Consider the following 12047-nt stretch of genomic DNA (forward strand, 5'->3'; position numbering starts at 1 on the left):
AACGTTTGTTTGAAATCTGCACTAACCTTTGGCATTGTACGTATACACCGAAATATCGTGTGTTTTGAGTCGATTTTTAGTATCGTCTCATTGTCAGGTCGGGTCAACCCGGTCCTTTGACTGTGAAGACTCATTAAATCCATCGTAGAAGAACGAGGAATCTATGAAGGTTCTGGTCGCTGTAAAACGAGTTATCGACTACAACGTGAAGGTGCGCGTCAAGCCGGACAACACCGGCGTTGATCTCGCCAACGTCAAGATGGCAATGAACCCGTTCTGCGAAATCGCAGTTGAAGAAGCGGTTCGTCTGAAAGAGAAGGGCGTTGCCAGTGAAATCGTTGTTGTATCCATTGGCCCGAAGGCTTCTCAGGAGCAGATCCGTACTGCCCTGGCTCTGGGTGCTGACCGCGGTATCCACATCGAGACTGACGAAGAAGTTCAGTCCCTCGAAGCGGCCAAGCTGCTGAAGGCTGTTGTTGAGAAAGAAGAGCCCAAGCTGGTTATTCTTGGCAAGCAGTCCATCGATTCCGACAACAACCAGACTGGCCAGATGCTGGCTGCTCTGACTGGCATGGGCCAGGGCACCTTCGCCTCTGAAGTGGTTGTTGACGGTGACAAGGTTAACGTAACCCGCGAAGTAGACGGCGGTCTGATGACAGTTGCTCTGAACCTGCCGGCGGTTGTTACCACAGACCTGCGTCTGAACGAGCCGCGCTACGCTTCTCTGCCGAACATCATGAAAGCCAAGAAGAAGCCGCTGGACTCCATGTCTCCGGCTGACCTGGGCGTTGACGTTGCCGCTCGCCTGTCCACCCTGAAAGTCGAAGCCCCGGCTGCACGCCAGGCTGGTATCAAGGTGGCTGACGTAGCTGAGCTGGTGGATAAACTGAAGAACGAAGCGAAGGTGATCTAAATGAGCATCCTGGTAATTGCTGAACACGACAACAGCAGCCTGAAACAGGCTACTCTGAACGTTGTAGCGGCTGCCAAGGCCATCGGTGGCGACATCGACGTGCTGGTTGCCGGTGAGAACGTAGGCGCCGTCGCTGAAGCCGCTGCCAAGGCAGAAGGCGTGAACAAGGTACTGATTGCCGACAATGCCGCTTACGGTCATTTCCTGGCAGAAAACCTGTCTGAGCTGGTTGCTGAAGTAGGCAAGGGCTACAGCCACATCCTGACCTCTGCCGGCACCACTGGTAAAGACTTCATGCCGCGTGTTGCTGCGCTGCTGGACGTTGCCCAGGTTTCTGACATTATCCGCGTTGAATCCGAAGACACCTTCGTGCGTCCGATCTACGCTGGTAACGCCATTGCGACCGTCAAGGCAAGCGACAGCATCAAGGTTGTGACGGTTCGTCCGACCGCGTTCGACCCGGTAGCCGCTGAAGGTGGTTCTGCCTCTGTTGAGCAGCTGGACGTAGTAAAAGACGCTGGCCTGTCTTCCTTCGTTGGTGAAGAGAAAGCCCAGTCTGATCGTCCGGACCTGGCTTCTGCCGGTATCGTTATCTCCGGTGGCCGTGGCATGCAGAACGGCGACAACTTCAAGATGCTGGAGCAGGTTGCTGATCTGCTGGGCGCTGCGGTTGGTGCTTCCCGTGCCGCTGTTGATGCCGGCTTCGTGCCGAACGACATGCAGGTTGGTCAGACCGGCAAGATCGTTGCTCCGCAGCTGTACGTTGCGGTTGGCATCTCCGGTGCCATCCAGCATCTGGCGGGCATGTCTGATTCCAAGGTGATCGTTGCGATCAACAAGGACGAAGAAGCCCCGATCTTCCAGGTGGCCGACTACGGCCTGGTTGCAGACCTGTTCGAAGCAGTTCCGCAGCTGGAAGAGGAACTGAAGAAAGTTCTGTAACTTTCTGAAGTTTCAGAAAAAGAAGGCGCCTCAGGGCGCCTTCTTTGTTTTTGAAACAATGCGTTTTTCCGCTTTGCCGATGATCAGTGTATCCGCGAGGATATGCAGTGCCCGGTTAGAGGTTCTCACCGCTTTGTACACCTGCTCGCTCTTCTGGTGGTGGGATTGCTTTATCCGGCGGGCGCTGTCCCGGAACTCATCGTCCCGGGAAAAAAGGTCAATCAGGCCAAACGTGGTGTTGGCGATGGCTTTGTGGACTTTCTCGACTGCCGTCGCGCCGCCGGACACCGTTTCTTCCAACAACCGGGCGCGGTTGCGAACCTCCATCAGGTCCATCCGGCTTTTCTGAATAGCGCTCAGGGCACCTATACGATGGGCATTCAGGATTCTCAGGTCGCGCCGGTTACCATTGGACAGCCGGAATGCAGCAAACAACAGTATTGAGCTGCCGGCCAGACACATCAGGCTAACGATCAGTAACAGCATGGCAGGGCTCCTGTTGCTCTTGTACTAGCGATACTCAATGTGCATATCTACCTCAATGTCCCGCTCGTCCAGCTCCCGCTCCAGCTCTTTCATCACTTCCTGATAGACCATTTTCCGGGTCATTACTGGCAGGCGGTCGGCCAGCACCCGTCCGGTGCGGGATTCGCGTTTGGCCAAGGCAATCGGATCCCGTACCCGTAACGTAAGCACCAGCTCAGGATCCTGATGTGTGTCGCTGATATCCTCGCTTTCCAGCATTTGCTTGATCATCTTTCGCTGCTCAAGCACTTGCCAGACCAGCAGGGCGCTGAAAGCCAGAAGAAACAGGCTGATAATAATCAGAAAGACGCTCAAAGGGGCTCTCCTCCTTCAATGACTGGGCAGAGTGTGCCGCAGTCCACAGGACAAACGATTGGCCGGCCCGACGCCGGTTCACGAGTTCACGGGAAAGTAGCACCACAGAATAAACCTGTTACCATCCATTCATACATTCGTTTGAACAAGGACAGACCATGACAGACACCACCGCTGCGAACTATGACCTTGTCGTGTTCGGTGCCACCAGTTTCGTCGGCCAGATTCTGGCTCGCTACCTTCTGGAAAACTATGGTGCAGACAAGGAGGTCAAATGGGCCATTGCCGGCCGCTCCGAAGGAAAGCTGAACCAGCTCAAGTCGGATCTGGGGGCAGGCGCCGCATCACTACCGGTAATTCTGGCGGATGCAGCAGACGAGCCTGCGCTACGCGATCTGTGCGGCCAGACCCGAGTGGTCATCTCAACCGTGGGCCCCTACGCTCTTTTCGGCGAGACTCTGGTAAAAGTCTGCGCCGAGACAGGTACGGACTATTGCGACCTCACTGGTGAAGTACAATGGATCCGCCGGATGATCGAGCGATACGAGGCCAAGGCTAAAAAGAGCGGTGCACGGATTGTGCATTGCTGCGGCTTTGACTCGATTCCTTCCGATATGGGCGTTTGGTTCCTGCAGCAGCAATCGGAAGCAACCTTTGGCAAAGCCTGCCAGGACGTGCGCATGAGGGTGAAAGTCGCCAAGGGCGGCCTTTCTGGCGGCACGGTGGCTTCCATGATCAACGTGGCCAAGGAAGCCGGAGCCGACCCCAAGTTGCGCAAGGAACTGGCCAATCCGTTCTCCATCTGCCCGCCGGAGCATCGCTCCGAGAAACGCCAGCCCAGCCTGAAATCTGCTGAGTTTGACAAGAACTTCAACGCCTGGCTGGCCCCGTTTGTGATGGGTGCCATCAACACCCGTGTGGTGCACCGCTCCAATGCGTTGCAGGGTGCCCGCTACGGCAAAGAGTTCACCTACGACGAAGCCATCATGACGGGCAAGGGCACCAAAGGCCGCCTGACCGCTTACGGTATGGTGGGTGCGCTGGGTGCGTTCTTCACCGCGTCCGCCATCAAGCCCACACGTTGGGTGGTGGAAAAGCTGGTACCTAAGCCGGGTGAGGGCCCGAGCCCGGACGATCAGGAGAAAGGTTTCTACGACCTGCGTTTCGTGGGCAAAACCACCGATGGCAAGACCATTATCACCAAGGTGACGGGCGATCGCGACCCGGGTTACGGCTCGACATCAAAAATGCTTGGTGAAGCCGGTCTGTGTCTGGCCTTTGATGTGAAAGAGGACGTCAAAGGTGGCTTCTGGACACCGGCCTCGGCGCTCGATGGCAAATTGCTCGAGCGCCTGCAGGCCAATGCCGGTCTGACGTTTGAAGTGGTCGAAACCCGCTGATCAACCCAGGTGCAGAATACGGTCGGAGGCCAGCAGGGCGTCCGGCCCGTGCCCGAGACACACCACGGTGCGCCCCTGCAGCCAACGGCTGATCTGGGGCGAAATCCGTTTACGGGTTGCCTCGTCCACACCAGTGAAAGGCTCATCCAGAATCACCACGGGTGCCTGACTCAGTAACACCCTGGCCAGCACCAGGCGCCGGGCCTCCCCGCCAGATAAACGGTTGCCGGCGCTGCCCAGCCAGGTACCCAATCCTTCAGCGTCCTGGGCGAACCGTTCCGCCAGTTCGACTATCTCCAGTACCCGCCACATATCACCGTCCCCGGCGTTGGGGTTTGCCAACTGAAGGTTCGCTTTCACGGTGTCTTCAAACACCACGGTCGCTTGCGTGAGGTAGGCGCAGGGCAGGGAATGACGTTCTCCCCGGCATGGCTCTGCCAGCCCGGCCAGGGTATCTGCCAGGGTGGATTTGCCACTGCCGGAGACGCCAACGATACCCACGGTGTCGCCCGGGCGAAGCGTCAGCGTGAAGTGACTGAGTAAGGGCGAATAACCCGCGTAACCCAAGGTGATATCGCAGGCCTGAAGAGAGAAGCCCTCCGGCAGTTCGCCAGCAGAACCAGCGGGTGATGCCGCGGCCCTTTCCAGACCGTGGTCGGAGTTCAGGCGGCGCGCAGCAGCACGAGTCGCTCCCAGTTTGCCAAAGGCATCCGGGAGCATGGCGTAGACTTCGGCCAGGCCCAGCAGGGCAATGGGCAGGAGAACCAGTACCGGGCCGCTCAGAGTGCCTTGCTCGAACAGGCGGAAGCCCAGCCACAAGGCTGCCACCGCCGCGACATTGATCAGCAGATGAGAGCCAGCCTGATGCCAGCCGGTTCGGCTGTCGATCCGGGCCTGATCCCTGGAAAGTTCTACGCTTCGACGCATCAGCCGGGCCGTGTGCTTACCCGTGCGGCCAGCGGCGGTAAGTTCCGCAAAGCCTTCAAGATGCTCAACCAGTTCGCCTCGCAGGCTCTCCTGCTGATCGCTCAACTGTCCGGAGGCAGCGTAAGTTCGTAGATACACCAGCCAGGTGGACAGGAGGAACGAAAGCGACAGAATCACCACCAGAATCAGCGCCACAACACCATCAAACAGTAACCACGCCATTGCGGCAAGCAGTAGGGTAACCACGGCTGCCAGGGCGGCGGGGGCAATCAGCCTGAGATAAAGTGTGTCCAGCGCATCGACATCGGCTGTGAGCCGGGAAAGCCACTGCGCGCCGGAACGGGAACTGCGCTCTGTTCGTGGCCGGGCCGCCAATCGGTCAAACAGGGCCACCCGAATATCGGTGAGTAGCTGCAGTACCGTGTTGTGGTTGTACACGCGCTCCAGATACCGGAACACCGTTCGGGACACCGCAAAAAACCGGATACCACCGCCCGGCACATAAAGATTGATGTAGGCCTGTATCCCTGCCGCCAGCAACAGGCCAACCAGCGCGGTTTCGGTCAGAAACCAGCCAGACAACGCTAGCAGACCGATACCGGAAAGCAGGGTGCCCAGTAGCAAGCCGGCACCAACCGTAAGGCGGCCTTTGCGACGAAAAATCAGTGCCAGCCAGGGCCTCAGTTCAGGCATCGCGCACCTCGCCGTCATTCACGACCAGTACACGGTCTGCCAGGGTCAGCAGCGCCTGATGATGTGTGGAAAACACCAGTGTTTTTCCGGATTCGCTGAGTTTATGCAGGGCCTCCAGAATGAACACCTCGCTGGTGGCATCCAGCCCGGCCGTCGGTTCATCCAGCAGAACCAGGGGATAGTCCGCCAGGAAGATACGGGCCAGGCTCAAACGACGGGCCTGACCACCGGAAAGCCCCAGACCATCCTCGGCAATGCGGCTGTGAATGCCGTCAGCGCGGCTGTCCACCAGCTCACCCAGGCCCACCTGTCGTAATGCATAGTCGATGGCAATATCCGTCGCATCCGGGGTGGTTAGCCGAAGGTTTTCGGCCCAGGTACCCTGAATCCAGAAGCCCCGCTGGCCAAGCCATCCAAACGGCTGATTGCCCGGAGCCTCGCCGAATACTGACACAGCCCCTGCCTCTGACTGAATAAAGCCAGCCAGCAGATGCAAAAGGGTCGATTTGCCTCCACCAGAGGGTCCGGTAAGGGCGATCACCTGACCGGCCTTGATGCGGATATCCAGGTTATCGAAGATGACCGGGCCCTCGCCGTAACGGAGCGTGACCCCGGAGATCTGAATGCCTTGATTGCTAATGCTGTTGTCTGGCCGGATCGGCTCTGCGTTGTCGACAGACTGTTCCAGCCGGGCCAGAATCTCGGCACCGGCCCCCAGGGCGGCTGCCCGGTCGTGATAGTGCTGGGATAGCGTGCGCAAGGGCTGAAAGAACTCCGGGGCCAGCAGCAGGATAAGTAATCCGCTGAACAGCGTGAGTTCGTCGCTTGGGCCAAATTCGATATAACCCAGCAATCCGAAGCCGATATAGATGGCCAATACCGCAATCGCCACAGAGGCAAAGAATTCCAGTACCGCTGACGACAAAAATGCCACTTTCAGCGTTTTCATGGTGATCTTGCGGTACTGGTCGGAACGGTTTTCCAGCGTGCGGCTGGCCGCCTCGGTTTGCCCGAACAGCTGAAGCGTCGTTAGCCCTCGTACCTTATCCAGAAACTGGCCGGACAACCGGCTGACCGTTTCGAAATGTTGCTGGTTCAGCTTTTCTGCGCCCATGCCCACCAGGGCCATGAACAGCGGAATGAGCGGAGCAGAGAGCACCAGGAAAATACCAGCCAGCCAGTCCAGCCAGAACACCAGAACAAGGATGGCCAGGGGAATCACCACGGAGAGGGTCATCTGCGGCAGAAAACGCGCGAAATAGCCGTGAAGCGCCTCCACGTGGTCCAACCACTCGCGAGCCAGGGACGCAGCGGACGTATCCGCCAGATTAACCGGACCGGTGGCTTTCCAGTGATGATGCAGTTGCCGGCGGGCATCGCGCCGCACCTGCTCGCTGCAGCGGGCTGCAAAGCGGGTTTGCAGCCCCTGGCCTGCGGCCCGAATCACCAGAACCGCAAGCAGGGCCAGAAATACGGGCGTGAGTTCGGAAACCGGCGTTTTTTCAATCACACCCCGGTGAATCAGCCAGGCCAGCAACACCATTTGTACGATGGTTGCCAGCCCGGCAAGAACACCGGCCAGAACGGTTGCGGTGATCCAGCGCTGGCTGTTGCGGGCCAGACCCGATAGCCAGGCGCGGACCTTTAACCGGGCCGGATCCGCCACTCAGTGGTACCCTTCGCCCGCACGCACCTTGCCGCGGAATACCCAGTAGGTCCAGGCGGTGTAGGCCAGAACAATGGGAATGACGAACAGCAGGCCGAGCAGCAGGAACAGCTGGGACTCATAAGCGGAAGCCGCATCCCACAGGGTGTAGTTGGGCGGAACCACATACGGCCACTTGCTCACCACAAGTCCGAGGTAGGTAGTGATGAACAGGCCCATGGTGGCGACGAATGGCATACCTTCAAACCGGTTGCGTACCGAACGCCAGATCTGGAAAGCACACAGCAGGGTCAGGGCCGGCAGAATCCAGATCACGCTCAGATTGGAGAACCAGCGCTCCCGCACCATGTCGTCAACAAAGGGCGTCCATACGCTGATAATGCCAAACACCACCAACACGGCAATCAGCAGTGGTGCACTTACCTGGTAGGCCCACTCTTGCAGGCGCCCTTCGGTTTTCATGATCAGCCAGGTAGAACCCAGCAGGGCATAACCGGCCAGCATCCCCAGGCCTGTCAGCACGGTGAACGGGGTCAGCCAGTCCAGCGCGCCGCCAACGTAGGCGCCATTCACGGTATTGAAACCCTGGATGTAAGCCCCGACCACAGCACCCTGAGCGAATGCGGCAATGGTAGAGCCACCGGCAAACGACCAGTTCCACAGGTACCTTGAGGTACGAGCCTTGAATCGGAATTCAAACGCCACACCCCGGAAGATGAGCCCTGCCAGCAGCAGGAACACACCAATGTAGAGTGCTGGCAGGAAGATGGAATACACCATCGGGAAGGCGGCCAACAGGCCGGCTCCGCCCAGCACCAGCCAGGTTTCGTTGCCGTCCCAGACCGGGGCCACCGAGTTCATCATGGTATCCCGGTCCTCTTCCGACGGAGCGAACGGAAACAGGATACCCACGCCCAGGTCGAAGCCGTCCATCAACACATACATGATGATGCCGAAGCCAATAATGAATGCCCAGATGAGGGCGAGATCAAACAGTTCCATGGTCAGTGCCCCCCTTCGTTAGCCGGTTTTGCCTGATGAACGCCGTGTGAGCCGGATTCAATCTCGAACGGCACATGGGCCGCAGAGAGCGGACGGGCAGGGCGATCAGAGGCATGTTCTTCATCGTCAGAATCTTCAAGACCAACGTAAAGCACCCGCATGAGGTAATACACGCCGGCACTGAACACCAGGGCATAGACAACGATATAGCCGATCAACGTGAACAGCGCCATGCCGCCGGTAAGCGAGGGCGTTACCGATTCGGCCTGGGTCATCATGCCGTACACCAGCCAGGGTGCCCGGCCTACCTCGGTCACAAACCAGCCGGTAAGCACGGCAAAGAAGGGCGCGATACTCATAAAGCGCATCCCCTGAAGATACCAGCGGGTCTTGTAAAGCTGGCCACCCGCGCGCAGAAACAGGCCTGCGAGCGCAAACAGAATCATCAGGACACCAATGCCGACCATGATCCGGAAGGACCAGAACACAATCGCCACCGGTGGTTGCTCTTCGACCGCCACTTCATTCAGACCCGGCACTTCGCCATCCCACTCGTGGGTAAGAATCAGGCTGGCCAGGCTGGGAATGCCAATCTCGAAATGGTTGGTCTGGTTTTCCTGGTCGGGAATGGCAAACAGCAACAGCGGCACATTGCGGGAGGTTTCCCAGTTGCCTTCCATAGCCGCGACTTTGGTGGGCTGATGTTCCAGAGTATTCAGGCCATGGAAGTCACCTACAACCGCCTGGGCCGGGGCAATGAACAGCAGCAACCAGAGGCACATGGAGAGTGCCTTGCGATTGGCTTCCACCTCACGCCCCCGCAACAGATACCAGGCACTGACACCCGCCACGACAAATCCACCGGTAAGGAAGGACGCCAGGGCCATGTGCATAAAGCGATACGGGAAGGACGGGTTGAAGATAGCCTCGCTCCAGGAGACCACATGGAACACTCCCTCACGGAATTCGACACCGGCCGGTGTCTGCATCCAACTGTTGGCTGCGAGAATCCAGAAGGACGAGATAAAGGTGCCGGTGGCGACCATGATGGCGGCGAACAGATGAACGCCGGCGGGTACCTTGTCGCGGCCAAACAGCAGCACCCCCAGGAACGCCGCCTCCAGGAAGAATGCGGTGATCACCTCATAACTCAGGATGGGGCCGAGGAAGTTGGCCGAGGCCTGAGAGAACGCGCTCCAGTTGGTACCGAACTGGAATGACATCACAATGCCCGAGACCACGCCCATGCCAAAGACCACAGCGAAGACCTTGGTCCAGAAGCTCGACAGTTTGGTCCACACCGGATTACGGGTTTTGAAGGCGAGGCCCTCAAGTACCGCGATGTAGGAGGCTAGCCCGATGGTAAACACCGGAAAAATGGCGTGAAATGACACCACAAACGCGAACTGGATTCGCGATAGGATGAGAGGATCTAGTTCCATAGGAACCTCCGGTAACTCGCACAAGTCATAACAAACGGGTCAGCGAACCCGTTCAGCCGCTGCCATAGTTTATTTTGTTATGTTGTTATTACCGGCAGATGATTACGATGCTACGCAAATCGTAGCAGATTTCGATAGGGCAGTTTGTCGCACCCCTTGATATAAAACAATTATGGTGAGCCAGATGAGCTTTTACGAGGAACGAATTCTCCCCCACATCATAGACAAGGCCTGTTCCATGGGCCAGGTGATGAAGCTGCGCAGCCAGGTGGTTCCGCAGGCCAGGGGCCGTGTACTGGAAGTGGGCATGGGCTCTGGCATCAATCTGGAGTTCTACAACCAGGACCAGGTTGAATTGGTGTACGGACTGGAACCCTCCGAGGGCATGCGCAGAAAAGCGCTACCCAACCTGCAACGTTCGCCCATAAAAGTGGAATGGCTGGACCTGCCGGGGGAGAAAATACCGCTGGAAGACAACAGTGTGGACACCGTGCTGCTGACCTTCACCCTCTGCACCATCCCGGACTGGCACGCCGCGCTGCAGCAAATGAAGCGGGTGCTTCGGCCCGGCGGTAACCTGTTGTTCCTGGAGCACGGCGAATCCCCCCACGATGCCACCCGCAAATGGCAACATCGAATCACACCCGGCTGGCGCAAGCTGGCCGGTGGCTGCCACCTGAACCGCCATATAGCGGACCTGATCAGGGAAGCGGGTTTCGAAATCCTGGAACTGGAAAACCTCTACATCCCAAAAGCGCCCAAAATCGCGGGTTACATCTACAAGGGCAGGGCGATCAAGCCGGTGGAGGCATAGAAAGCGTATTGAAGAGCCGCCGGGAAACAGAATTGCGTTACGCCACCGGCCCTTATACAATTCCGCCCTTCAAGAATCTCCCCTCCGATGCCCGGATGGTGAAATTGGTAGACACAAGAGACTTAAAATCTCTCGGCCGCAAGGCCGTGCCGGTTCGATTCCGGCTCCGGGCACCATTCTTTCGAGTGAAAAACGTAGTTTTAGCGCTAGCCTTTTTGGTTCTCCAGAAAGAAGAAAACCGCGCCCGTTTCCAGCCGCGGTTTCCTAATCGTTTGCGTGGCTATCAAGCAGCCTTAGCCATCCGCTTCCTCACACCAAATCCCAGCAGGCCCAGGCCCAGCAAGGCGAGGGTAGAGGGTTCTGGCACGGAAACCGGCCGTGAGGTAATGACACCTTTGAGTGTAGCGTCATTGTCCATCCGCTCCATGGTCCAGAATTCACTGGCCAATGCACCGCTGTAGAAGAAACCTGAGATATCTACAAAGTAGTTAACGCCATCAATCAGGAAGGAATCAGAGGCGCCGACGTTGAGCGCGAAGGTCACTCTGTCTGCGCAGCCATTCGCGTTAACACCTAGACCATTTCTGCCGCCATCTGCACAGCGCCAATCATTGTTGGGTGTTTCCCAATGTTCGAACTCAAACACGGAATATACGGTTTCCGCCATACCATCTATGGTCAGGTTGGTTTCGACGGTCAGCTGGGCGGTATTCAGTGAGGGTTCGTAGATGGGCCAGTTGAAATGGGTAAAGGTACCCAAGTCAAAGTCTGTGTTTTCATTGATGTTTGCCGGAAGAGGGGTGTAGCCGTCGAAACGGTATCCGCTTTGTTGGTCTTGCTGGTTGGCCGGATTGCCCCAACGGATTTCACTGGTTCCACCACCGGTTACGGCAGGGCTTCCGGGGTTAGTGGCGGTCCAGATCCCGCTAACGCTGGTCAGCTGAATCACCGCGGCCTGGGCGGATCCTGCGGCAAACAAGGCCACGGCGGCGCTGGCGATCAATAGTTTCTTATTCATGGGTGACACTCCCTGTGGGCTTCGTCATTTGTTTACCGTCGCTCGAAGGTGTAATTCCTGAGCTCCGGTAGACAATCAGCAACAGGGGTGCCTGATCTTAAAAACTGCCCGTTTAACAATATGAAAGGAGTGTCACCTTTGCGGCTGGGTGATATTTGATCAGCTGCATTGTAAAAAAAACGGACATACCCAGAGGCTAACGATCCGGGCTGTCCTGTTCTGGCAGGGGCTCAATGCTGTTGATGTCGCCGGTGGGGGCGGCCGGTTCATCCTTGATAATCACGACGATACCGCCAACGATAATGGCAAGACCAACAACGGCTTTGAGCAATGTTGAGCGAGACATGCATCACCTCCTGTGTCGGGTACATGTTATTACCCTGAGGGCAT

The 12047-nt window shown here is 57.5% G+C and carries 12 protein-coding genes and 1 tRNA gene; 5 read left to right on the forward strand and 8 right to left on the reverse strand.

All coding sequences use genetic code 11. The features are described 5' to 3' along the window. The first annotated feature begins 163 nt into the window (after positions 1-163). Positions 164-913 (forward strand): electron transfer flavoprotein subunit beta/FixA family protein, encoded by a 750-nt coding sequence (locus Q669_RS03265; protein WP_011784958.1) that lies wholly within the window; start codon positions 164-166, stop codon positions 911-913. Further along, positions 914-1855: an electron transfer flavoprotein subunit alpha/FixB family protein gene (locus tag Q669_RS03270; RefSeq protein WP_022991233.1), complete on the forward strand. Its 942-nt coding sequence runs from the start codon at positions 914-916 to the stop codon at positions 1853-1855. Between the two features lie 30 nt (positions 1856-1885). On the opposite strand, the gene Q669_RS03275 is transcribed toward Q669_RS03270, so the two are convergent. Beyond that, positions 1886-2341, reverse strand: coding sequence for a hypothetical protein (locus Q669_RS03275; RefSeq protein WP_022991234.1), 456 nt, complete (start codon positions 2339-2341; stop codon positions 1886-1888). A gap of 24 nt (positions 2342-2365) precedes the next feature. Beyond that, a complete protein-coding gene (locus tag Q669_RS03280; RefSeq protein ID WP_011784955.1) occupies positions 2366-2695 on the reverse strand; it encodes a hypothetical protein in 330 nt (109 codons plus the stop codon). 158 nt (positions 2696-2853) lie between these two features. Between Q669_RS03280 and Q669_RS03285 the strand changes: the two genes are divergently transcribed. Further along, positions 2854-4095: a saccharopine dehydrogenase family protein gene (locus Q669_RS03285; RefSeq protein ID WP_022991235.1), complete on the forward strand. Its 1242-nt coding sequence runs from the start codon at positions 2854-2856 to the stop codon at positions 4093-4095. Here Q669_RS03285 and cydC read toward each other — a convergent pair whose 3' ends face one another. From cydC to Q669_RS03305, 4 genes are read right to left on the reverse strand one after another with little or no spacing between them, the layout of a single operon-like run. Continuing rightward, positions 4096-5715: a thiol reductant ABC exporter subunit CydC gene (gene cydC / locus Q669_RS03290; RefSeq protein ID WP_022991236.1), complete on the reverse strand. Its 1620-nt coding sequence runs from the start codon at positions 5713-5715 to the stop codon at positions 4096-4098. Beyond that, positions 5708-7381, reverse strand: a complete 1674-nt coding sequence (cydD, locus tag Q669_RS03295) for a thiol reductant ABC exporter subunit CydD (protein ID WP_022991237.1) — start codon at positions 7379-7381, stop codon at positions 5708-5710. Before cydD ends, cydC begins: the two co-directional genes overlap by 8 nt. Next, positions 7382-8383, reverse strand: coding sequence for a cytochrome d ubiquinol oxidase subunit II (gene cydB / locus Q669_RS03300; RefSeq protein ID WP_022991238.1), 1002 nt, complete (start codon positions 8381-8383; stop codon positions 7382-7384). Positions 8384-8385: 2 nt separating this feature from the next. Then, positions 8386-9825 carry a cytochrome ubiquinol oxidase subunit I gene (locus tag Q669_RS03305; RefSeq protein WP_014421448.1) on the reverse strand — a complete coding sequence of 480 codons (1440 nt, stop codon included), beginning with the start codon at positions 9823-9825 and terminating at the stop codon, positions 8386-8388. Positions 9826-10009: 184 nt separating this feature from the next. Between Q669_RS03305 and Q669_RS03310 the strand changes: the two genes are divergently transcribed. Further along, the gene (locus Q669_RS03310; RefSeq protein WP_036148553.1) at positions 10010-10639 is read left to right on the forward strand and encodes a class I SAM-dependent methyltransferase; all 630 of its coding nucleotides are present in this window, start codon (positions 10010-10012) and stop codon (positions 10637-10639) included. A gap of 89 nt (positions 10640-10728) precedes the next feature. Continuing rightward, a tRNA-Leu gene (locus Q669_RS03315) sits at positions 10729-10815 on the forward strand. Positions 10816-10922: 107 nt separating this feature from the next. Here Q669_RS03315 and Q669_RS03320 read toward each other — a convergent pair. Further along, complete coding sequence (locus Q669_RS03320) at positions 10923-11657, reverse strand: THxN family PEP-CTERM protein (protein ID WP_022991240.1); 735 nt, start codon at positions 11655-11657, stop codon at positions 10923-10925. 196 nt (positions 11658-11853) lie between these two features. Continuing rightward, a complete protein-coding gene (locus Q669_RS19690; protein ID WP_014421453.1) occupies positions 11854-12003 on the reverse strand; it encodes a hypothetical protein in 150 nt (49 codons plus the stop codon). Between the last annotated feature and the right edge of the window lie 44 nt (positions 12004-12047).

The sequence above is a fragment of the Marinobacter sp. C1S70 genome (genome assembly GCF_000475355.1).
GTDB lineage: Bacteria > Pseudomonadota > Gammaproteobacteria > Pseudomonadales > Oleiphilaceae > Marinobacter > Marinobacter nauticus.